16 protein-coding genes and 6 pseudogenes are annotated in these 21,444 nt (G+C 71.5%); 12 read left to right on the forward strand and 10 right to left on the reverse strand.

The annotated features are described in order from the left end of the window. From AC2W7J_RS04550 to AC2W7J_RS04570, 5 genes are all read left to right on the forward strand, one after another. Positions 1-212, forward strand: a 212-nt coding sequence (locus tag AC2W7J_RS04550) for a DUF3516 domain-containing protein (protein ID WP_485981597.1), incomplete at its 5' end; no start/stop codon positions are given. Between the two features lie 24 nt (positions 213-236). Beyond that, a complete protein-coding gene (locus tag AC2W7J_RS04555; RefSeq protein WP_485981598.1) occupies positions 237-1,697 on the forward strand; it encodes an ABC transporter substrate-binding protein/permease in 1,461 nt (486 codons plus the stop codon). Beyond that, positions 1,684-2,475, forward strand: coding sequence for an amino acid ABC transporter ATP-binding protein (locus tag AC2W7J_RS04560; protein ID WP_427801072.1), 792 nt, complete (start codon positions 1,684-1,686; stop codon positions 2,473-2,475). Before AC2W7J_RS04555 ends, AC2W7J_RS04560 begins: the two co-directional genes overlap by 14 nt. Before the next feature lie 4 nt (positions 2,476-2,479). Then, positions 2,480-2,764: a DUF4031 domain-containing protein gene (locus tag AC2W7J_RS04565; RefSeq protein ID WP_255183762.1), complete on the forward strand. Its 285-nt coding sequence runs from the start codon at positions 2,480-2,482 to the stop codon at positions 2,762-2,764. Between the two features lie 121 nt (positions 2,765-2,885). Continuing rightward, positions 2,886-3,419, forward strand: a complete 534-nt coding sequence (locus AC2W7J_RS04570) for a hypothetical protein (RefSeq protein ID WP_485981599.1) — start codon at positions 2,886-2,888, stop codon at positions 3,417-3,419. Positions 3,420-3,429: 10 nt separating this feature from the next. Here the strand turns inward: AC2W7J_RS04570 and AC2W7J_RS04575 are convergent, their stop codons facing one another. After that, a complete protein-coding gene (locus AC2W7J_RS04575) occupies positions 3,430-4,080 on the reverse strand; it encodes an HD domain-containing protein (RefSeq protein WP_430407101.1) in 651 nt (216 codons plus the stop codon). A 26-nt stretch (positions 4,081-4,106) separates the two neighbouring features. Between AC2W7J_RS04575 and AC2W7J_RS04580 the strand changes: the two genes are divergently transcribed. Beyond that, positions 4,107-5,603, forward strand: a complete 1,497-nt coding sequence (locus tag AC2W7J_RS04580; RefSeq protein WP_255183765.1) for a purine-cytosine permease family protein — start codon at positions 4,107-4,109, stop codon at positions 5,601-5,603. After that, entirely contained in the window at positions 5,600-6,190 is a 591-nt protein-coding gene (locus AC2W7J_RS04585; protein ID WP_255183766.1) for a cysteine hydrolase family protein, read from the forward strand. The genes AC2W7J_RS04580 and AC2W7J_RS04585 overlap by 4 nt, the downstream gene beginning before the upstream one ends. Here AC2W7J_RS04585 and AC2W7J_RS04590 read toward each other — a convergent pair whose 3' ends face one another. The 3 genes and pseudogenes from AC2W7J_RS04590 to AC2W7J_RS04600 all read right to left on the reverse strand — a co-directional run. After that, positions 6,191-6,610 carry a VOC family protein gene (locus AC2W7J_RS04590; RefSeq protein WP_255183767.1) on the reverse strand — a complete coding sequence of 140 codons (420 nt, stop codon included), beginning with the start codon at positions 6,608-6,610 and terminating at the stop codon, positions 6,191-6,193. It lies immediately after the preceding gene. Between the two features lie 9 nt (positions 6,611-6,619). Then, a complete protein-coding gene (locus AC2W7J_RS04595; protein ID WP_485981600.1) occupies positions 6,620-7,321 on the reverse strand; it encodes an ArgP/LysG family DNA-binding transcriptional regulator in 702 nt (233 codons plus the stop codon). Positions 7,322-7,389: 68 nt separating this feature from the next. Beyond that, positions 7,390-7,509, reverse strand: a pseudogene (locus AC2W7J_RS04600) (LysR family transcriptional regulator); the annotation flags it as partial. A 73-nt stretch (positions 7,510-7,582) separates the two neighbouring features. On the opposite strand from AC2W7J_RS04600, the pseudogene AC2W7J_RS04605 reads away from it, so the two are divergent. Then, a pseudogene (locus AC2W7J_RS04605) lies at positions 7,583-8,172 on the forward strand (LysE/ArgO family amino acid transporter). Between the two features lie 9 nt (positions 8,173-8,181). Here the strand turns inward: AC2W7J_RS04605 and hflX are convergent. Next, on the reverse strand, positions 8,182-9,708 hold the full coding sequence (hflX, locus tag AC2W7J_RS04610) for a GTPase HflX (RefSeq protein WP_485981601.1): 1,527 nt from the start codon (positions 9,706-9,708) through the stop codon (positions 8,182-8,184). Between the two features lie 129 nt (positions 9,709-9,837). Here hflX and AC2W7J_RS04615 point away from each other — a divergent pair, with 129 nt between their 5' ends. Beyond that, positions 9,838-10,167, forward strand: coding sequence for a hypothetical protein (locus tag AC2W7J_RS04615; protein WP_485981602.1), 330 nt, complete (start codon positions 9,838-9,840; stop codon positions 10,165-10,167). Positions 10,168-10,178: 11 nt separating this feature from the next. Further along, positions 10,179-11,624 (forward strand): amino acid permease, encoded by a 1,446-nt coding sequence (locus AC2W7J_RS04620; protein ID WP_427801078.1) that lies wholly within the window; start codon positions 10,179-10,181, stop codon positions 11,622-11,624. Here the strand turns inward: AC2W7J_RS04620 and AC2W7J_RS04625 are convergent. Continuing rightward, a pseudogene (locus tag AC2W7J_RS04625) lies at positions 11,594-13,119 on the reverse strand (alkaline phosphatase D family protein). The gene AC2W7J_RS04620 and the pseudogene AC2W7J_RS04625 sit on opposite strands and share 31 nt — an antisense overlap. 90 nt (positions 13,120-13,209) lie before the next feature. Next, a pseudogene (locus AC2W7J_RS04630) lies at positions 13,210-14,915 on the reverse strand (glycerol-3-phosphate dehydrogenase/oxidase). Between the two features lie 59 nt (positions 14,916-14,974). On the opposite strand from AC2W7J_RS04630, the pseudogene glpK reads away from it, so the two are divergent. Both glpK and AC2W7J_RS04640 read left to right on the forward strand, forming a co-directional pair. Further along, a pseudogene (gene glpK / locus AC2W7J_RS04635) lies at positions 14,975-16,506 on the forward strand (glycerol kinase GlpK). A gap of 452 nt (positions 16,507-16,958) precedes the next feature. Further along, positions 16,959-17,569: pseudogene (locus tag AC2W7J_RS04640) on the forward strand (class I SAM-dependent methyltransferase). Here AC2W7J_RS04640 and AC2W7J_RS04645 read toward each other — a convergent pair. From AC2W7J_RS04645 to dapF, 3 genes are all read right to left on the reverse strand, one after another. Continuing rightward, positions 17,532-17,708, reverse strand: a complete 177-nt coding sequence (locus AC2W7J_RS04645) for a hypothetical protein (protein WP_485981603.1) — start codon at positions 17,706-17,708, stop codon at positions 17,532-17,534. The pseudogene AC2W7J_RS04640 and the gene AC2W7J_RS04645 sit on opposite strands and share 38 nt — an antisense overlap. Positions 17,709-18,392: 684 nt before the next feature. Then, positions 18,393-20,315: a gamma-glutamyltransferase gene (gene ggt, locus AC2W7J_RS04650; RefSeq protein ID WP_485981604.1), complete on the reverse strand. Its 1,923-nt coding sequence runs from the start codon at positions 20,313-20,315 to the stop codon at positions 18,393-18,395. 72 nt (positions 20,316-20,387) lie between these two features. After that, positions 20,388-21,257 carry a diaminopimelate epimerase gene (dapF, locus tag AC2W7J_RS04655; protein WP_485981605.1) on the reverse strand — a complete coding sequence of 290 codons (870 nt, stop codon included), beginning with the start codon at positions 21,255-21,257 and terminating at the stop codon, positions 20,388-20,390. Positions 21,258-21,444: the final 187 nt, after the last annotated feature.

Here is a 21,444-nt window from a genome sequence, read left to right on the forward strand (position 1 = left end):
CCCAGCACCTGCACGTCGAGGAGGTGCGCGGCCCGGCGCCCGGGCGCGACGACGGCGACGACGCCGCGGACGTGCGGCTGTGGGAGGTGCGGCAGACCCTCGCCGACCCCGAGGGCGACGGCGACTGGGTCATCGAGGCCCTCGTCGACCTCGATGCCTCCGACCGGGTCGGCGAGGCGGTCGTGCTCGCCACGGCGCTGCGCCGGCTGTGAGCCCGGGCATATCCTGACGACCTGATGATCACGCTCCCCCGGCGTCTCGCCCACCTCCTGCTCGCCCTGGCCGTCGCGCTCGGCCCGGCGCTGCTGTCCGCCCCCTCGGCCTCCGCGTCCGCTCCCGCCGACGCGTCCGCGTCCAAGGTCCCCGACCCCCTTCGCGTCGGGACCGAAGGGGTGTACGCCCCCTTCTCGATCAAGCAGGGTGACGACTTCACCGGCTTCGACGTCGAGGTGATGAAGGCCGTCGGCGAGCGGCTCGGGGTCGAGGTGGAGTTCGTCGCGACGCCGTGGGACTCGATGTTCGCCGCCCTCGCAGCGGGGCGCTTCGACGTCGTCGCCAACCAGGTCAACGTCAACCCCGAGCGCGAGAAGCTCTACGACCTCTCCGACCCCTACGTCGACACCGCCGGCGTGCTCGTCGTCGCCGAGGACAACCCGGAGAACATCACGAAGCTCTCCGACCTCAAGGGCAAGCGCGCCGCCGAGAACCTCACGAGCAGCTGGGCCGAGGTGGCCAAGGACAACGGCGCCGACATCGTCGGCGTCGACGGCATGAACGAGGCGATGTCGAGCCTCAAGGAGGGTCGCGTCGACGCGATCGTCAACGACAAGCTCGCCGTGCGCAACTACATCGCGACCAGCCCCGACCCCGGGGTCAAGATCGTCGCCGAGACCGACGACCAGGCCCAGTCGGTCTTCGCCGCGAAGAAGGGCACCGGCTACATGCCGGAGATCAACAAGGCCCTCGCGGACATGGAGGAGGACGGGACCACCCAGGCGATCTACGACAAGTACTTCTCGGCGGACCAGGCCGCGCCGAGCGCCTGGGACCTCGTCAAGGACAACGCCGGGCCCATGGCCTGGGCGACGATCAAGGTGACGATCCCGCTCACGGCGATCTCCTTCGCCATCGGCCTCGTGCTCGCCCTCGTCGCCGCCATCGGCCGGATGTCGACCTCGGCCGTCCCGCGGGACATCGCCCGCGCCTACATCTCGATCATCCGGGGCACGCCGCTGCTCGTGCAGCTCTTCCTCATCTTCTACGCGCTGCCCGAGGTCGGCATCGACCTGCCGCCCTTCGTCGCCGCCGTCATCGCCCTGTCTCTCAACGTCGGCGGCTACGCGGCCGAGGTGATCCGCTCGGCCATCGAGTCGATCCCCAAGGGGCAGTGGGAGGCGGCGCAGACGATCGGCATGGGGCCCCGGACGGCGCTGCGGCGGATCATCCTGCCGCAGGCGACCCGCACGGCGATCCCGCCGCTGTCCAACACCCTCGTCTCGCTGCTCAAGGACACCTCGCTCACCTCGATCATCCTCGTCGTCGAGCTGACCCAGACCGCCCGCTTCGCCGCGGCGCCGACCTTCCAGTACATGCCGATGTTCGCGCTCGCCGCCCTCTACTACTGGATCATCTGCACGATCCTGTCCTTCCTCCAGGACCGTGCCGAGGAGAGGTTCAGCCGTTATGTCGCAGCCTGAGGTGGTCGTCTCCGCGGCCCACGTCCGCAAGAGCTTCGGGGACAAGGAGGTCCTGCGCGACATCTCCTTCGAGGTCGGCCCCGGCGAGGTGACCGTCGTCCTCGGCCCGTCGGGCTCGGGCAAGACGACCCTGCTGCGCGCCCTCGGCGGGCTCGAGCGTCCCGATGCCGGCGTCATCACGGTCGGCGACGCGAGCGTCGACTTCGCCCAGCTGACGCCCGGCCGTCACGACCGGCTCCCCCGGGGTCAGCGCGAGCAGCTGACCGCGCTCGGTCGGCAGAGCGGCTTCGTCTTCCAGGGGCACAACCTCTTCGCCCACAAGACCGCCCTCGACAACATCACCGAGGGCCCGGTCGTCGTGCAGGGCGAGGACCCGGAGGCCGCGCGCGAGCGGGCGCTGGCGCTGCTCGACCAGGTCGGGCTGCGCGAGCACGCCGACAAGTACCCCTTCCAGCTCTCCGGCGGTCAGCAGCAGCGGGTCGGCATCGCCCGGGCGCTCGCGCTGCGGCCCTCGGTCGTCCTCTTCGACGAGCCGACCTCGGCGCTCGACCCCGAGACCGTCGGCGAGGTGCTGCAGGTGATGCGCGACCTCGCCGAGCAGCACTGGACGATGGTCGTCGTCACCCACGAGATCCGCTTCGCCCGGCAGGTGGCCGACGAGGTCCTCTTCATCGACGGCGGGGTCGTCGTCGAGCGGGGCGCGCCCGAGCAGGTGATCCTCGACCCGCAGGCCGAGCGCACCCGCAGCTTCCTCCAGCGCATCCTCGACCCGCTGTGACGCCGTGATCCTCGTCGACCCGCCCACGTGGCCCGGCTGGGGTCGCACGTGGAGCCATCTCGTCTCGGACGCCTCGATCGAGGAGCTGCACGCCTTCGCGCAGCGGCTGGGCATCCCCCGCAAGCTCTTCGACGAGGACCACTACGACGTGCCGGTCGAGCGCTACGACGAGGTCGTCGCCGCCGGCGCGACGCAGGTGACCGGAGCAGAGCTCATCCGCCGCCTCATCCGCAGCGGCCTGCGGGTCACGGCCGCCGAGCGAGCCGGTCGAGCTCCCGACGCAGGTTGACCCGCGCGCCCTCTGCAGGTCGACAGGCGAGGTCGCGACCGAACTCCTAGGCTGGGTGGCGCACCAAGCAGCGACACCACGCACCACGCAACACGCACCAGACACAAAGGGGACATTCAGCATGGGGAAGCACCTGACCACCGCCCGATCCTGCGCGCTCGTCGCGATCGCCGCTCTCGGCCTGTCCGCCTGCGGCGCCCTCGGCGACGGCGACGGCGACTCGACCGTGACGGTCACCGAGTCCTCGCAGGACCAGAGCCAGACCTCCGAGCCCACGGCTCAGAGCACCACCACGACGCCGACCTCCACGGCGAGCACGACGGAGGACCCCACCGAGAGCTCCACGGCGAGCTCGAGCGACGTGACCAACACCCCACCTGCGGGGTCCACGCCCAACACCGACACCTCGAATTCGATCGACGTCAACACCCTGACGGAGAAGGTCGAGGCCCACACCGACAGCCAGATCCCCCCGGACGTGACCCTGTCGTGCATGGGCGGCATCGTGCTCGTCGCCAACGAGACCCAGAAGTGCTCGTGGATGGACTCCAACGGCAATGTCACCCGGCTGACCATCACGGTCGACTGGGCAGCAGTGGTCGGCGACCAGATCCAGTACAACCTGTCGCTGGAGAACTCCGCCTACACGCCCTGACCTGCGGCCCTCACGGGCCACCCCGGAGCCGGTCGAGCTCGCGTCGCAGGTTGACGCGGGCTCGACCGCTCCAGTGCTCGTGCGCGTGGTCGGTGAGGTAGAGGCGCTCCCGCTCGACGAAGGGAGTGAGCACCGCGCTCCTGCCCCGCGCGAAGTCCGCGGCCGGCACCTGCCGGTACTCGATGCGCACCTGGGCGCAGTAGCCGTCGAAGCGGTCGGCCGGAGCCGACAGGATCCACAGGTCGGCGTCGTGGAAGGCCTGCGACACCGGGTCGCCCGCACTCATCTCGTGGGTCGCCGACTCCCGCACCAGCCGGGCGATGGTCGCGACATCGGCGGGCGGCAGGCCGAGGGCCGTAAGCCGCTCCTCCGCCAGACGCGCGGAGGCCTCCTCGCTCGCCCCCGGGGCCCCGCCCGTCTCGTAGACCGCGTCGTGGAACCACCCGACCATCGCGGCCAGGTGCCGGTCACGACCGGCGAGGTGTCCCCCTTCGGCCAGCTCGTCGAGGGCCGCGAGGACCTCGGCCAGGTGCACGGGGTCGTGATAGCTGCGGTGCGGCTCACCCCAGCGGGCGAGCAGCTCCTCGCGCAGTGCGGTGACGGCGCGCTGATCCGTGACCACATCGAGTCCCGCGACATCGGCGAGCCATCGATCACGCAAGGTGTCCACCGTGGGATTGTGCCGCAATGAGCGCTGACTCCTCCGGCGGCACCCTCGACCAGGTCCGACGCGCCGGCGTCGAGACCACCGGCATCGAGATCATCGACGAGGCGGACCGCACCGCCCGCCCGGCCGACCTCTTCTGGCCGTGGTTCGCGGCCAATGTGTCGGTCTTCGGCATCTCCTACGGCAGCTTCGTCCTCGACTTCGGCATCTCCTTCTGGCAGGCGCTGCTCGTCTCGGTCATCGGCATCGTCGTCTCCTTCCTCCTCTGCGGCCTCGTCGCCGTCGCCGGCAAGCGCGGCTCGGCCCCGACGATGGTCATCTCGCGGGCGGCCTTCGGCGTCCAGGGGCAGAAGCTGCCGGGCGTCGTCTCGTGGATCGTCTCGATCGGCTGGGAGACCTTCCTGGCGATCATGGCGACGCTCGCGACGGCGACCGTCATGCGCGAGCTCGGCTGGGGCGGCGGCACGCCGACCAAGGTCGTCGCGATGCTCGTCGTCGCCGCCCTCATCGTCACCGCGTCGGTCGCGGGCTACCACCTGATCATGCGGCTGCAGTCATGGCTCACCTGGCTCACCGGCCTCGCGACGATCGTCTACGTCGCCCTGACGGTCAGCCACATCGACTGGTCGGCCCTGACCGCCCTCGAGAGCGGCTCCTTCCAGCAGGTCATCGGCGCCCTCATCATGGTCATGACCGGATTCGGCCTCGGCTGGATCAACATCGCCGCCGACTGGTCGCGCTACCAGAGCCGCGAGGCCTCCTCGGGCGCGATCGTCGCGTGGAACACCTTCGGCGGCGCCCTCGCCCCCGCCCTGCTCGTCGCCTACGGCATCGGCCTCGCCGGCTCCGACGAGACCCTGCGTGCCGGCATCGTCGCCGACCCGGTCGGCACCCTCGCGACGATCCTGCCGACCTGGTACCTCGTGATCTTCGGCATCGCCGCGGTGCTCGCGCTCGTCTCCGGCGCCGTGCTCGGCATCTACTCCTCGGGCCTGACGCTGCTCAGCCTCGGCGTGCGCATCCCTCGGCCGGCCGCCGCCGGCATCGACGGGCTGCTGCTCACCCTCGGCACGATCTACGTCGTCTTCTTCGCCGAGAACTTCCTCGGACCCTTCCAGTCCTTCCTCATCACCCTCGGCGTGCCCCTGGCTGCCTGGGCGGGCATCTTCCTGTCCGACCTCGCCCTGCGCCGACGCGACTACGACGAGGAGGCGCTCTTCGACGCCCGCGGACGCTACGGCTCCGTCGACTGGATCTCGATCGGCACGATGGTGCTCACCTCGGTCATCGGCTGGGGCCTGGTGACCAATGCGATGCCCGACTCGACGTGGAACAACTGGCAGGGCTACCTGCTCAAGGCCTTCATGGGCACCGAGCTCGTCGAGGACCCGGCCGGCAGCTATTGGGCCGGCGACTGGTCCTACGCCAACCTCGGCGTCATCGCCGCGCTCGTCCTGGCCTTCGTCATCACCTACGTCGCCCGCCGCGGCGTCGTGCGCCGGCAGGAGGAGCGATGAGCGAGCAGACCCCCGACACCCCGGCCCTCCCCGACCTCGACGACGCCTGGCTCGTCGTCGTCGACCCGCAGCGCATCTTCGCCGACCCGACGTCCGAGTGGGGGTCGCCGATGTTCGACGCCGCCCTCGGGCCGATCAAGTCGCTGCGCTCCGGCTTCGGTGCGGCGCGCACCATCGTCACCCGCTGGGTGCCGGGCCCGGAGCGTCCGGGCTCGTGGGGTCCCTACTTCGAACGGTGGGGCTTCGCCGACCGACCGGCCACCGACCCGGTCTTCGACCTCGTCACCCCGGCCGCCGGCTGGAGCAGCCGTGGGTCGATCGACCTGTCGACCTTCGGCAAGTGGGGCGAGCCGCTCACGCGCATCATCGGCGAGACCCCGACCATCGTGCTCGCCGGGGTCTCGACGGACTGCTGCGTCATCTCGACGGCCCTGCCCGCAGCAGATGCCGGCGCCACGGTGGTCGTGGCGGCCGACGCCTGCGCGGGCTCGACCCAGGACAACCACGAGGCCGCCCTGCAGGTGATGAGCCTCTACTCGCCGCAGATCGAGGTCTCGACGAGCGCTGCGGTGCTCGCCGCGCGCTGATCAGCCCTGCTGCCCGGGCCCGGCGATGTTGACCATCCACGGGATGCCGTAGCGGTCGGTGAAGGAGCCGTACTCGTCACCCCACATCTGCATCTCGAGGGGCACCTCGACCTGGGCGCCCTCGGTGAGGCCGGCCCAGTAGCCGCGCAGCAGCTCGGTCTCGTCACCGCTGATGCTCACGGTGATCTGGGTGCCGAGGGTGCGGGTCATGCCCGGCGGGGTGTCGCTGGCGAAGATCGTGTAGCCGGCGTCGGTGACGAGGCTGGCGTGCATCACCTGGTCGGCGATCTCGCCGGCATCGGGCATGCTGTCGCCGAAGGTGTGGACGAGCAGCTCACCGCCGAGGACCGACTGGTAGAACTCCATCGCCTCGCGGGCGTTGCCGTCGAAGTTGAGGTACGGGTTGAGTTTCGAAGCCATGACCCGACGCTAAATCCGACCGCCGACAGCCGGAGGCCTCAATCGGTGAGCGGCAGCGTGCACCGCCTCGCCCAGACGCTCGACCCGAGGAGTCTGCAGCCGCCAGACCTGCCAGAAGAGCGGGACGTCGCGGTGCGCCCGCTGCCGCAGGAGCACCAGGCGCCCGCTCTCGAGGTCCTCGCCGCACTGCGCCTCGGGCAGCATCGCCCAGCCGAGCCCGGCCCGCACCGCGGCGGCGAAACCCTCCGACGAGGGCACCTGCGAGACCGGCGGCGCGGTGACGACACCGAGGTCGCGCAGCACCCCGTGCTGCAGGTCGTCCTTGGCGTTGAAGCGCAGCACCGGCATCGCCGACCAGTCGTACCCACGTCCACGCGCGTGCCGCTCCGCGAGCTCCGGCGCCGCGACCGGCAGGTAGCGCATCGACCCGAGCGGCTCGGTCCGGCAGCCGGCGACGGGCACCGGGTCGGCGGTCACCGCCCCGACGACCGCGCCGCGACGCAGGTGGTCGGCGCTGTACTCCTCGTCCTCGACCTCGAGGTGCAGGCGGGTGTCGTCCCACCCCGCGGCCACGCCGAGCACCGGCTCGAACCACGTCGCGAGCGAGTCGGCGTTGACCGCGACCGGCAGGTCGACGGGGGCGGACCCCCCTTCGCCCAGGTCGGAGCGCAGCTGGTCGGCGAGCAGGACCATCTGGCGGGCGGTGCGCACGACCCCGGTCCCGGCGCCGTCGCCCGCACCGGCGTGGTCCGCTCGACGAGGACGCGGCCCGCGGCGGCCTCGAGCGCCTTGATCCGCTGGCTCACGGCCGACGGCGTGATGGACAGGGCACCCGCCGCCGCCTCGAAGGTCCCCTCGTCGACGACGGCCAGGAGGGCACGGAGCTGATCGATCTGCATGAAGCAATGCTAATGATCGTGCAGGATCTGTCGTTGGCCTTCAGCGGTCGGCTCCGCCTACGGTCTCCTCGTGATCGTCTCCGCCGTCGCCGGCCTGCTGACCGGCCTGACCCTCATCGTCGCCATCGGGGCGCAGAATGCCTTCGTCCTGCGGCAGGGCATCCGCCGCGAGCACCTGGCCCCGGTCGTGCTCATCTGCATCGCCGCCGACACCCTGCTCATCGCCTTCGGCACCGCCGGCGTCGGCGCGCTGGTGAGTGATCACCCGGGTGCGGTGCGCGTGGTCACCTGGCTCGGTGCGGCCTACCTCGTCGGCTACGGCCTCGTGGCGCTGCGCCGGGCCGCCTCCCCGACCGGCCTCGACGCGGCCGCCCCGCCGGACGGGGCTCGGTCATCGCGACGACGCTGGCGATCACCTTCCTCAACCCGCACGTCTACCTCGACACCGTCCTCATGCTCGGGTCGATCGCCAACGGTCACGGCGAGCAGCGCTGGGCCTTCGCGACGGGTGCGTCGATCGGCAGCGTCGTGTGGTTCACCGCCCTGGGCCTCGGCGCCCGGGCCCTCGCCGGTCCGCTGGGCCGGCCCGGCACGTGGCGCGTCCTCGACGGGGTCATCGGCCTGACGATGATCGGGCTGGCGGTGCTGCTGCTCGTGCGGTGAGTGGCTCCGTCAGCCGGCGGCAGGTGCCGACGTCGTGGCGAAGGGGGTCAGCTCGGCCGCGAGGTCACCGTGCACCCGGGCGACGACGAGCGTGCCCCGCTCGAGGTGCTCCTCGGAGACGATCTCCGCCTCGTCGTGCAGACGGCTGACGAGGTCACCGCGCGCATACGGCACGAGGACCTCGACGTCGATGTCGGGCTTGGGCAGCTCCTCGGCGACGAGCTCGAGCAGCTCCTGGACCCCGGCGCCGGTGCGCGCCGAGACGGCGATCGAGTGCTTCTCGTGCCGCAGGATCCGGTCGACGACCTCGGGGTCGGCCGCGTCGGCCTTGTTGACGACGACGACCTCCTTGACGTCGGTCGCGTCGACGTCGGCGAGCACGGCGCGCACGGCCGAGATCTGGCCCTCGGGGTCGGGGTGCGAGCCGTCGACGACGTGCAGGAGCAGGTCGGCGTCGGCGACCTCCTCGAGCGTCGAGCGGAAGGCCTCGACGAGCTGGTGCGGGAGCGCCCGCACGAAGCCGACGGTGTCGGTGAGCGTGTACTCGCGCCCGTCGGGCGTCTCGGCCCGCCGCACCGTCGTGTCGAGGGTGGCGAAGAGCTGGTTGTCGACGAGGACACCTGCGTGGGTGAGGCGGTTGAGCAGGGTCGACTTGCCGGCATTGGTGTAGCCGGCGATGGCCACGGCAGGCACCTGGCGGTGCGCGCGGGCGGCCCGGCGGGTGTCGCGGTGGGTCTTCATGCCCGCGAGCTCGCGCTTGAGCTTGGCGATGCGGGAGTTGATCCGGCGGCGGTCGAGCTCGATCTTCGTCTCACCGGGACCGCGCGAGCCCATGCCCTGACCGCCGGCCGCCTGGCCACCGGCCTGCCGGGACATCGACTCACCCCAGCCACGCAGGCGGGGCAGGAGGTACTGCAGCTGGGCGAGCTCGACCTGGGCCTTGCCCTCACGGGACTTCGCGTGCTGGGCGAAGATGTCGAGGATCAGGGCGGTGCGGTCGATGACCTTGACCTTGACGACGTCCTCGAGCGCACGCCGCTGGCTCGGGGCCAGCTCGGTGTCGCACACGACGGTGTCCGCCCCCTCGGCGACGACGATGTCCTTGAGCTCCTGCGCCTTGCCCGAGCCGAGATAGGTGCCCGGGTCGGGGGTCTGGCGCCGCTGCAGGACGCCGGCGAGCACCTCGGAGCCGGCGGTCTCCGCGAGCGCGGCGAGCTCGCGCAGCGAGTTCTCGGCGTCGGCGGCGGTCCCGTCGCTCCAGACGGCCGCGAGGACGACCCGCTCCAGCCGCAGCTGGCGGTACTCGACCTCGGTGATGTCCTCGAGCTCGGTCGACAGACCCTGCACACGGCGAAGGGCGGAGCGCTCCTCGCGGTCGAGCTGGTCGCCGTCGTAGTCGATGTCGCCGGCCGGCTCGAGGAAGCCGTCGCCGGGGTCGGCCAGCGCCTGCGCGCGCCTCGAGAGCACCCGGTCGATCGTCGGGCTGGGGTTGGTGTCGTCGGCGTCGTCGCGCGCGCTGTGCAGTGGTTCGGTCATGTTCTCCTCAGGATCGCACTCTGCAACGCCTGCAGGCCAGCCAATAGTCCCTTCTGCCCGGCTACAGTCGGTCGCCATGGAGCCACCGCCCCCTGTCGAGCGGCCCTCCGGCGAGAGGTGCGCGTGCCGGTGCGGACCGTGAAGCCCTCGGCCACGGCCTTCGCCCGGTCGGTGTGGCAGTTCGCCAGCGGCACCGTCGGCGATGCCTTCGCCGGGCCGCTCCTCGGGCGCTCCGCGGACCAGCCCACCGCCCCGACGATCGACGCCATGACCTTCGCGCCGCTCGAGGTCCGCGAGACCGGGGCCGTCGTCGTCCTCGAGCTCGGCGGCTACGCGCTGGCGCTCACCACCTCGCCGCGGGTGCCGCAGGCCGACATCGACCTCGCGCTCTCCGGCCTGGCCCTCGCCGGCGCCCGGTTCGACGGCGAGGTGGAGGAGGTCAGCACGGGCACCGGGTAGGGTGCTCGCCCGTGCCCTCCACCTCTTCGACCGCGGGCGCCGTGCCCGACCACGAGCACCTCGACCGCGGCCTCAACCCCCGCCACGTCCAGTTCATCGCACTGGGCACCGCCATCGGCACGGGCCTCTTCTACGGCTCGTCCGAGACGATCCAGGCCGCCGGCCCGGCCGTCCTCGTCGCCTACGCGGTCGCCGGCTTCATGGTCTACATCGTCATGCGGGCCCTCGGTGAGATGGCCGTGCGCCACCCCGTCGCCGGCTCCTTCGCACAGTACGCCGGCTCCTTCCTCGGCCCCTACGCCGGCTTCATCGTCGGCTGGGTCTTCTGGCTCGAGCTCGCGGTCGTCGCCATCGCCGACATGACCGCCGTCGCGACCTACATGGGCCTGTGGTTCCCCGGTGTCCCCGGCTGGGTGTGGATGGCCGCGGCCATCGCCCTCATCGGTGCCCTCAACCTCATGGCGGTGCGGGTCTTCGGCGAGATGGAGTTCTGGTTCTCCCTCATCAAGGTCACCGCGATCATCGCGCTCGTCGTCGGTGGACTGGCGCTCATCCTCTGGGGGCGCGAGGTCGGGGGCACGACCCCGGACGTCGCGCACCTGTGGAGCCACGACGGCTTCGCCCCCTTCGGCCTCTGGGGCATCATCATGAGCTTCAGCGTCGTCGTCTTCTCCTTCGGCGGCATCGAGACGCTCGGCATGACGGCCGGCGAGGCCGACGACCCGGAGCACTCGATCGGGCGCGCGGTCAACACCGTGCCCTTCCGCATCCTGCTCTTCTACGTCGCGGCGCTCGCGGTCATCATGTCGATCATCCCGTGGGACGAGGTCACCGGTGAGTCCTCCCCCTTCGTCGAGGTCTTCGCCGCGCTCCAGGTCCCGGCGGCCCAGCACGTGATGAACTTCGTCGTCCTCACCGCTGCCCTGTCGGCGATGAACGCGATCTTCTACGCCTGCTCGCGCACGATGTACGGCCTCGCCGAGCAGGGCCACGCACCTCGCTCCTTCCTCCACCTGTCACCGCGAGCGCACATCCCGATCTACCCGGTGCTGTGCATGTTCGGCGCCGGCGCGGTCGGGCTCGTGCTCTTCCTCGTCATCGAGGACCGGCTCTTCTTCTTCGTCGCGGCGATCGCGTCCTTCGCCACGGTCTTCACCTGGCTGATGATCCTGCTCGCGCACCTGCGGATGCGTACCCGGATGGCGCGCGAGGGCCTGCGGCCCACGGGCTTCGCGATGCCCTTCTTCCCGGTCCTCAACGTCATCGCGATGGCCTTCATGGTCGGCGTGATCGTGCTGCTCGCGACGACCGACTCCGGGCGCGACGCCTTCTACGTCGGGGCGGGTGCGCTCGTGCTCCTCACGATCGCGTGGTTCACCCTCGTGCGGGACGAAGGGCGCGCGCCGATCGTCCTCGAGGAGGCCGATCACCTCTCCGGCGACAGCTCCCGGGTGTAGAGCACCGTGCCCTGCGCGTCGCGCAGGGTGACCGTCAGCCGCCCGTCGTCGGCGACGTCGGCGTGCCCGAAGAACTGGTTGCCGCCCCGCGGCGACTGGTTGGGGTAGTCCGCCGTCTTGATGAAGTCGACCCGGGGACCGAAGGTCGCGTCCATCTCGTTGGGCCCGAAGGTGCCGGCGTTGATCGGGCCGGCGACGAACTCCCAGAAGGGCGAGAAGTCGGTGAAGGCCGCTCGCTCCGGGCTGTAGTGGTGCGCGGCGCAGTAGTGCACGTCGGCGGTGATCCACACGACGCCGGGCACGTCCTTGATCTCGCGCAGCAGCCAGGCCATCTCGAGCTCCTTGCCCAGCGGGGCGCCCGGGTCACGGTTGGACAGCGACTCCTGGGCCTCGCCGTCGGGCACGACGATCCCGATCGGCAGGTCGGCGGAGATCACCTTCCACGTGGCGCGCGACCGCTTGAGCTCGCTCGCGAGCCAGCGCACCTGCTCCTCCCCCATGAGCGAGGTGCGCTCCCGCTCGGTCCCCGCCGTGTTGGGGTCCTTGTGGGTGCGCATGTCGAGGCAGAAGACGTCGAGGTGCCGGCCGCGCGAGACCTTGCGGTGGATCCGCGCCCGTCGGGGCGGTCCTGGCCGTTGCTGATCGGCTGCCACTCCCACCACGCCCGCTTCGCCCAGCGCGCGAGGACGTCGACGCGACGCTCACGGTCGTAGGCCGGGTCGGTGAGGATCTCACCGGGGTACCAGTTGTTCGTCGTCTCGTGGTCGTCCCACTGGGCGATGACCGGCACGTCGGCGTACATCGCCCGCAGGTTGTCGTCGAGATGGTTGTAGCGGTGCCGCCCGCGGAACTCCGCGAGGCTCTGCGCCCGCTGCTCGACCTCCGGGATGACGAGGTTGCGCCACACCTGCCCGTCGGGCTCGGTGACCTGTGCCTCGATCGGCCCGTCGGCGTAGATCGTGTCGCCGGCGTGGACGAAGAAGTCGGGGCGGGTCTCGTGCATCGCCCGGTAGGCGACGTAGCCGCCGAGGTCGGGGTTGATCCCCCACCCCTGGCCGGCGGTGTCACCGGTCCACACGAAGGACTGACCGCCCCGGCCCTGCGTGGCCGTCGCGAAGGACAGGTCCGCGGTCTGCCCCCTTCGCCCCTCGTCGTCCTCGAAGCCGACCTCGATCTCGTGGCGCCGACCCGGCGCGAGGTGCCGCAGGTCGATCTTGCCCGTGTGGTCGGTGCCGGGCGTGACCCACGGCCCGCGGACGGTCCGGCGGGAGCGGCCCGGCCCGGTGATCGTGGCGACCATGCGCGAAGGGCGGTCCGCCCCGGCCCACAGGACCGCCGAGTCGGTCGTGACGTCACCTGACGAGACGCCGGAGGTCAGCAGCGGACGGCTGCGGTGCACCTGGAAGGGCGCGGCGACGGCCGACGGCTGGAGCGCCGCCGCACCGGCAGCGGCGACGGTGGAGGACAGGACGACGCGACGCGAGATCTCGGGCATGGGCCCGAGGCTGGCAGCGTCACGTGGCGGGCACGTGGGTGCCGGGTGGCGCCGACGTGGGCTGCTGGTGACCGGCAGGTGGCCGGCGGGTCAGCCCTTCGCCAGCACGCGGATGTCGGTCGCCTCGGTGCGCTCGGCGTCCGCCCGCTCGTCCTCGGTCATCTGCTGGCTCTCGATCTCGGCCTGGACCCGGCGCAGGTAGTGCTCGACCTCCGAGGTCGCGCGCTCCTCGTCCCAGCCGAGCTCGGCGGCGAGGATGCGCGCGGCGGGCTCGGCCGCCTCGACGCCGCGGTCGGGCGTCTCGATGGAGATGCGCATCCGACGGGTCAGCAGGTCGTTGAGGTGGAGCGTCGCCTCGTGGCGTGCCGCGTAGACGACCTCGACCCGCAGGTACTCCTCCGCGCCGGCGAGCGGCTCTGCGAGAGAGCGGTCCTCGTCGATCATGGCGAAGAGGTCGACGGCCATCGAGCCGTAGCGGTCGAGCAGGTGGGTCACCCGCCAGACCGGGAGGTCGTGTCGGCGGCTGAGGGTGTCGAGCTGGTTGACCAGCGCCTGGTAGCCCTCGGCCCCGACGAGCGGGATGTGCGCGGTGACGCTCTCGGGCACGCCGGGCGAGAGGTCCTCGCGGGCGGCGTCGACGGCGTCGGCGGCCATGACCCGATAGGTCGTGTACTTGCCGCCGGCGATGGAGATCAGGCCCGGCTGCGGGCGGGCGACGGCGTGCTCGCGACTGAGCTGCGAGGACTCCTCCGACTCCCCCGCGAGCAGCGGACGCAGACCGGCGTAGACCCCCTGGATGTCGTCGCGGGTCAGCGGGGTGAGCAGCACGCCGTTGATCTGCTCGAGGATGTAGTCGATGTCCGCGGCCGTCGCGGCCGGGTGCGCCCGGGAGAGGTTCCAGTCGGTGTCGGTCGTGCCGATGATCCAGTGGGTGCCCCACGGGATGCAGAAGAGGACCGATTTTTCCGTCCGCAGGATCAGACCGGTCTCGGAGTTGACCCGGTCGCGGGCGACGACGATGTGCACGCCCTTGCTCGCGCGCACGTGGAAGCGGCCGCGACCGCCGGCCATGGTCTGGATGTCGTCGTCCACACGCCGGTGCAGTTGATGACCACCGACGCGTTGACCTCGACCTCGTCGCCGGTCTCGACGTCGAGCACCCGGGCACCGACGACCCGCTCGCCCGCATGGAGCAGGCCGGTGACCTTGGCGGAGTTGAGCACGGTGGCGCCGTAGGCCGCTGCCGTGCGCACGACGGTGAGGGTGTGGCGGGCGTCGTCGCACTGGGCGTCGTGGTAGAGCAGGCCGCCGTGGTGCGCGGAGGGCTTCAGGCCCGGCGCGATCCGGCGCACTCCCCCCTTCGTCATCTGCTTGGTGCGGGGCACCGAGCGGCCGCCGCCCATCGTGTCGTAGAGGGTCAGGCCCGCGGTGACGTAGGGCCGCTCCCAGACCGGGTGAGAGAGGGGGTAGAGGAAGCTCACCGGCTTGACCAGGTGCGGCGCGATGCGGGTGAGCATGAGCTCACGCTCCTGGAGGGCCTCGCGGACCAGCGCGAAGTTGAGCTGCTCGAGGTAGCGGACGCCGCCGTGGAAGAGCTTGCTGGAGCGCGAGGAGGTCCCAGAGGCGAAGTCGCGCTGCTCGACGAGGGCGACCTTGAGACCACGGGTCGCGGCGTCGAGCGCGACGCCGGCACCGGTGACGCCACCACCGACGACCAGGACGTCCAGGTCCTCGTCGGCGATGCGGCGCCAGGCCGCGGCGCGCTGCTGGGGGTCGAGCGGCGTGGGAAGTGGCATGGCACAACGGTAGTCGGCTCGGCGCCCATGCATGCAGCCAACCTGACAGGATGCCGCCCATGAGTGCTGCGACGACGTACGTGCTGTCCATCGACCAAGGGACGACGAGCACCCGGGCCATGGTCTTCGACCGCGAGGGACGGGTCTCGCGAGCGACCAGATCGAGCACGAGCAGATCTTCCCGCGGGCCGGCTGGGTCGAGCACGACGCGCTGGAGATCTGGGGCAACACCCGCCGGGTCATCGGCGGGGCACTCGGCAAGGCCAACCTCAACAGCGGCCACATCGAGGCCGTCGGCATCACCAACCAGCGTGAGACGACCGTCGTGTGGGAGAAGGCGACCGGCCAGCCCATCCACCACGCGGTCGTCTGGCAGGACACCCGCACCCAGGGAATCGTCGACGAGCTCGCGGCCGACGGCGGGCTCGACCGCTTCAAGGAGGTCTGCGGGCTGCCGCTCGCGACCTACTTCGCCGGGCCCAAGATCGCGTGGATCCTTGACCACGTCGAGGGCGCCCGCGAGCGCGCCGAGGCTGGCGAGCTGCTCGCCGGGACGATGGACACCTGGGTGCTGTGGAACCTCACCGGCGGCGGCGAGAACGACGGCGTGCACGTCACGGACGTCACCAATGCCTCGCGCACGATGCTCATGGACCTGCGCACGCTCCAGTGGGACGAGGCGACCTGCGAGGCCATCGGGGTGCCGGTCCAGGTACTGCCGGAGATCCGCTCCTCGTCAGAGGTCTACGGCGAGTGCAAGCCCGGCGTCCTCAACGGCACGCCGATCGCGGGGATCCTCGGCGACCAGCAGTCCGCGACCTTCGGTCAGGCCTGCCTGACGCCGGGCACCGCCAAGAACACCTACGGCACCGGCAACTTCATGCTGCTCAACACCGGCACCGAGATCGTCTCCAGCGACAACGGCCTGCTGACGACGGTCTGCTACCAGCTCGGCGAGCAGGACGCGGTCTACGCCCTGGAGGGGTCGATCGCCGTGACCGGGTCGCTGATCCAGTGGCTGCGCGACAACCTCGGCTTCATCAAGGAGGCACCCCAGGTCGAAGCGCTCGCCTGCAGCGTCGAGGACAACGGCGGGGTGTACTTCGTGCCGGCCTTCTCCGGGCTCTTCGCCCCGCACTGGCGGCCAGACGCACGCGGCGCGATCCTCGGGCTGACCCGCTACGCCACGAAGGCCCACATCGCGCGTGCGGCGCTGGAGTCGACGGCCTACCAGACACGTGACGTGCTCGACGCGATGCAGGCCGACGCCGAGCGGGCTGGCGGGCGGCTGACCGAGCTCAAGGTCGACGGGGGGATGGTCGCCAACGACACGCTCATGCAGTTCCAGGCGGACATGCTCGGCGTCGACGTCGTGCGGCCGCAGATCGCCGAGACCACGGCCCTGGGTGCCGCCTACGCCGCCGGTTTGGCCGTCGGCTACTGGGAATCGACGGACGAGATCGTCGACAACTGGTCCGAGGGGAAGCGATGGTCGCCGGCGATGGACGAGGACGAGGTCGAGCGGCTGCACCGCAACTGGACCAAGGCCATCTCCAAGACCCTCGACTGGGTGGACGAGGACGTCGACTGATCAGGCGGCGAAGAGCTCACCGAGGCGCACCTCGAGGGGCGACCACAGCACGTCCGGGTGTGACACCTCCATCGGACCTGCAGGCACCGGACCGGTAGACACCTGCCCGATCGACCCACGGCCGTGACCGAGGGATGGTGGGGCCAGGCTGCGGTACTCGACGCCGGTCGGGGTGCCGTGGACCACCTCATGGGGCCTCCCCCCGCCCGGATCGAGCCCGCTCGCCGCCAGTGCGTCGGGCAAGCGCGCCTCACTGCTGGCGTCGCACTCGCCACTGCCCCGCACTGTCGTCTCGGTCATCGCGCCTCCTCACCCTGCCATCCATCGAACACCTGTTCGATAGATGGCAGGGTGAGCCAAGAACTGTCCCGCCGCAACCACCCCGGCCGAAGCACCCCCGTCGACAGCATCAGCCTGTCACCCACCACCGACAGCGCACCTAGGGTTGTCCCGTGACCGACCACTACTTCACCGACTCCCCTGCCGCGACCGATGCCGAGCGACGCCCGCTGGATGTCACGCTCGCCGGCCGAGAGGTCACGGTGGAGACCGCAGGTGGCACCTTCTCCCCCACCGGTCTCGACAAGGCGACGGCGATCCTGCTCGACGCGGTGCCCCAACCCCCCTCTGCCGCAGACCTGCTCGACATCGGCTGCGGCTGGGGCCCGATCGCCCTCACCCTCGCGCTCCGGGCCCCCGACGCCACGGTCTGGGCCGTCGACGTCACGGAGCGGGCGCTCGACCTCACCCGCCGCAATGCGGCGCCCTCGGGCTGACCAACGTGCGGACCGCCCGTCCGGACGAGGTGCCGACGAATCTCCCCTTCGCCGCCATCTGGTCCAACCCGCCGATCCGCATCGGCAAGCCCGCCGTCCACGAGCTGCTGCGCACCTGGCTGCCTCGCCTCGCGCCGGGAGCCGACGCTCACCTCGTCATCGGCAAGAACCTCGGCGCCGACGGCTACCAGCGCTGGATCAGCACCGAGCTGGGCCTGCCGACGGAGCGGGTCGGGTCGAGCAAGGGCTTCAGGATCCTGCGGACCAGCCGGCCCGCGGCGGGTTGACCCGGTCACCTTCCCAGGTGAGGTCACCGTCCTCGTCGACCTCGAAGGCCTCGAAGCGGTCGTCGGCGACCACCGCGTCGACGAGCGCCCGCGTCCCGGCGACGATCGTGCTGTCCAGGTCGATCTCGCTAGCAACCACCCAGGCCTGTCCGCCGGCCAGACGAGCTGCGGGAGCGGCCCCTCGAAGACCGAGGTCCACCCGATCCCAGCCCGGCGCGGCCACGACTCGTCGGTCAGCTCGTCGCAGTCGGTCGCCAGCAGCACGTACTCGCGACCCGGGAGCTCCAGGAGTGGGCCGCGGCGCACCGCTGCAGCGACGTCGGGCGCGACTGCGGTACGCCGCTCCTCGAGGTGGCGACGCAGCCGCGCGTCGACCTCCGCCGCGTCGTCGGCGTCCTCGAGACCACTGTCCGTGCTCTCGAAGACCGTGCAGACCGATGTGGATCCCGTGAGCTCACCCCACCCCGACCAGATGCCGACGACGAGCTCCTCGGGCGTGCCCGTCGCCTGCCGCAGGTGCCCGGCCAGCCCGGCGAGCAGGTCGACGTCGAGGGACCCCTCGCGGGTCTGACCGACCCGCCAGCCGTCGGCGAAGGCGGTCCCCTGGTGCAGATCGGCGAGCCGGTTCCACTGGACGAGCGGGTGCATCGCCAGACCCTGCCGGGCCGCGACGCGGGACCACGGCCAGCGCGCCTCCTCCAGCACCGGGTGCATGCCCCACCGGTCGGTGACCGTGAGGTCCTCGCGGTGGCCCGGCACCGGGTGCAGGATGCGCGCGTAGGCCTCGAAGCCCGCGCCCGCGGCCCCTCCGACGCGTGCCCAGTCACCGCCCCGCGCACGCAGCCAGTCGCCGCAGGACAGCTCCGTGATCAGCTCCATCCGGGGAGCCTACGGCGAGCCTCAGCGCTGCCGGCCCACCGTCACTCGTCCGGGTCGACGACCATCGCCGACCCGCCGCCGGCGCGGGTGGGCTCGGCCGCGGCCTCCAGGTCGTCGGGAGCGTGCACCCGGATGCCGCTCGCGTTGCCGATCCGGTCGACCTTCTTCGTCGTGTGGCCCAGGGTGCGCAGGTAGTCACCGACGTCGCCGTCGGCGAGCGCCGGCTCGAGCTCGGTGGCCGCGCCGTTGCGCGAGGAGACCGCGGCGCCGCGAGCGCGTCGCCGATGGCCATGTCGCGGTCGACGACCCCGCCGACGAGCTGGGCGACGGTCGTGATGATCGTCGCGCCGCCGGGGCTGCCGGCGGTCATCCACGGCTTGCCGTCCTCGAGGACGATGGTCGGGGCCATCGACGAGCGCGGCCGCTTGCCGGGACCGGGCAGGTTGGGGTCGGGCACCCCCTTCGTCACGGGCGTGAAGTTGAAGTCCGTCAGCTCGTTGTTGAGCAGGAACCCGTAACCCGGCACGACCATGCCGCTGCCGCCGTACTGCTCGATCGTCAGCGTGTAGGTCACGGTGTTGCCGTCCTTGTCGACGGCCGTGAGCGAGGTCGTGTGCTGGTCCTCCGACCCGACCGCGGTGGTGTCGGTCGAGGTCTGGCAGTCGCCATAGGAGCCGTCCGGCTGGCCGAAGGGGACGGGGCGGGCCATCGCCGAGTCCTCACCGAAGAGGCACGAGCGCTCGTCGGCGAAGTCCTGCGACAGCAGCTCGTCGGTCGGCACGTCGGGCACGTCGCCGACCCAGCGGTTGCGGTCGGCGAAGGAGGTCGCCGACGCCTCGGCGAACCAGTGCGCCCACTCCCCCTCGCTGAGGTCCTGGGTGCGCTTGCCGGTGCGCTCCTCGTATGACTCGAGCAGGTTGAGGATCTCGCCGACGGCGATGCCACCCGAGCTCGGCGCTGCCATGCCGTAGATGTCGAGGCCGCGGTGCTCGCTGTGCGTGGGCGCCTTGACCAGGGCCTTGTAGGAGCGCATGTCCGACCGGGTCATCTCACCCTTGGGCACCGTGACACCGGGTGCGGTACGCGGGTTGCGAGCGGTGTCGACGACCGCCTCACCGATCGCGCCGCGCTGCATCGCGTCGGCGCCGTGGGTGCGCAGCAGGCGATAGGTCTTGGCCAGGTCGGGGTTGCGCAGGACGGCGCCGACCTTGATCGGCTCGCCGCCGGGCAGGTAGATCTTCGCCGTGTCGGGGAACTTCGCGAAGCGCTCGGCGTTGTCGACCGTCGCGTCGTGGAAGGGCTGGTCGACGACGAAGCCCTTGCGCGCGGTGTTCTCGGCCGGCTTGAGCAGCTGGTTGAGCGACATCGTGCCGTAGCGCTCGGCGGCCATCTCCCAAGTGGCCGGCGTGCCCGGGACCCCCACGGAGAGACCGGAGTTGACGACGGTGTCGAAGTCCATCGCGCTCCCGTCGCTCTCGGTGAAGACCGACTCGTCGAAGCTCGCGGGTGCCGTCTCCCGGCCGTCGATGGTCTCGACCTTGCCGGTCTCGGCGTCGTAGTGGACGAAGAAGCCGCCACCCCCGGGCCCGGAGCTGTAGGGCTCGACGACCCCGACGGCACCGGCCATCGCGACCGCTGCGTCGGCGGCATTGCCACCGCGCTCGAGCACGTCGATGCCGATCTGGCTGACGATCGGGTCGACGGAGGCGACCGCTCCGCCTCCGCCCCGCATGACGGGCACCTTGGGCAGGTCGTGGCCGACGGGCGGCGGGCCGGGGTCCGCCGTGGCGGTGCCCCCGGTGGCGGCGGTCAGGGCCAGGGCCCCGGCCGCGAGCGTGCTGATCAAGGTCGGTGTGGCGCGTCCCATGCATCCACGCTAGGTGTGATCGGCCTCACGCGCAGCGCGAGCGGGCACCACGGCGCCCCGGGACGAAGGGGGTCACACGAGCGTCGTCCGTCCCGTCGCCACGAGCACGGCCGGGCCGGCGAGCTCCACCTCGCGGCCGGGCAGCAGGCGCACCCGCAGGGTGCCACCGGGGACCTCGACGGTGTACTCGCTCGAGGCGTCGACGTCACCGGACCAGAAGGCGGTGCCGATCGCGGCGGCGCACACGCCGGTGCCGCACGAGCGGGTCTCGCCGACGCCGCGCTCGTGGACGCGCATCGAGATCCGGCCGGGGCCGAGCACCCGCACGAACTCGACGTTGCTGCCCTCGGGCGGCACGGGGTTGACCGCCGGCGGGCGGCGCAGGCGCAGGCCGTTGAGGTTGACGTTGGGCGGCAGCGCCACGACGGTGTGCGGGTTGCCGAGGTCGAGCGAGAGCGCCGAGTAGGGCTCGGTGATGTCCTCGGCCTCCTCGACGTGGACGAGCGCGTCGAAGCCCTGCGCCTGGGCCTTCGCCTCGTCGACGAAGCGCCACCGGCCCATGTGCGTCACGACCTGGTCACCCTCGAAGCGGATCCCCTTGAGCCCCGCCCGGGTGGCGATGCTGAACTCGTCGTCGACGAGCCCCTCGCGGCGCAGCCAGGTCGCGAAGACGCGCGTGCCATTGCCGCACATCTGGGCCAAGGACCCGTCGTGGTTGCGGTAGTCCATGAACCACTCCGCCTCGCCGGCGAGAGCCCGGACCTCCTCCTCGGCGGCGTGCTCGGTGCGCACGACCCGGATGACGCCGTCACCGCCGATACCGGCCTGCCGGTCGGCGAGGAGCGCGACCTGCGAGGGGGTGAGGTCGAGCTCGCCGTCGAGGTCGGGGACGAGGACGAAGTCGTTCTCGGTCCCGTGGCCCTTGGTGAATCGCAGCGTCATGGGGTCCATTGTGTCGGACGCACCGCGAGCTCCAGCGCCCTGCTCCGCAGGCCGTGGGACGCGGCGTCGAGCCACTCCACGCGCGGGTCGGGCCGCAGCCCACGACTCCTGCCGTCGGGCATAGCGTCGGGTGGCGCCGGGCGTGTCGCGATCGCCTCTCCCGCCCCAGCGGCCGTCGAGCTCGACC

It is taken from the genome of Janibacter sp. CFPM2_SD2 (assembly GCF_057364645.1).

What these genes read in the sequence shown, in the direction of transcription:
- hflX (WP_485981601.1), bottom strand. Translation starts at nt 9,708, where the DNA reads ATGACCGAACCACTGCACAGCGCGCGCGACGACGCCGACGACACCAAC.
- AC2W7J_RS04585 (WP_255183766.1), top strand. Translation starts at nt 5,600, where the DNA reads ATGAGCGAGCAGACCCCCGACACCCCGGCCCTCCCCGACCTCGACGAC.
- AC2W7J_RS04590 (WP_255183767.1), bottom strand. Translation starts at nt 6,610, where the DNA reads ATGGCTTCGAAACTCAACCCGTACCTCAACTTCGACGGCAACGCCCGC.
- AC2W7J_RS04580 (WP_255183765.1), top strand. Translation starts at nt 4,107, where the DNA reads ATGAGCGCTGACTCCTCCGGCGGCACCCTCGACCAGGTCCGACGCGCC.
- dapF (WP_485981605.1), bottom strand. Translation starts at nt 21,257, where the DNA reads ATGACGCTGCGATTCACCAAGGGCCACGGGACCGAGAACGACTTCGTC.
- ggt (WP_485981604.1), bottom strand. Translation starts at nt 20,315, where the DNA reads ATGGGACGCGCCACACCGACCTTGATCAGCACGCTCGCGGCCGGGGCC.
- AC2W7J_RS04555 (WP_485981598.1), top strand. Translation starts at nt 237, where the DNA reads ATGATCACGCTCCCCCGGCGTCTCGCCCACCTCCTGCTCGCCCTGGCC.
- AC2W7J_RS04570 (WP_485981599.1), top strand. Translation starts at nt 2,886, where the DNA reads ATGGGGAAGCACCTGACCACCGCCCGATCCTGCGCGCTCGTCGCGATC.
- AC2W7J_RS04560 (WP_427801072.1), top strand. Translation starts at nt 1,684, where the DNA reads ATGTCGCAGCCTGAGGTGGTCGTCTCCGCGGCCCACGTCCGCAAGAGC.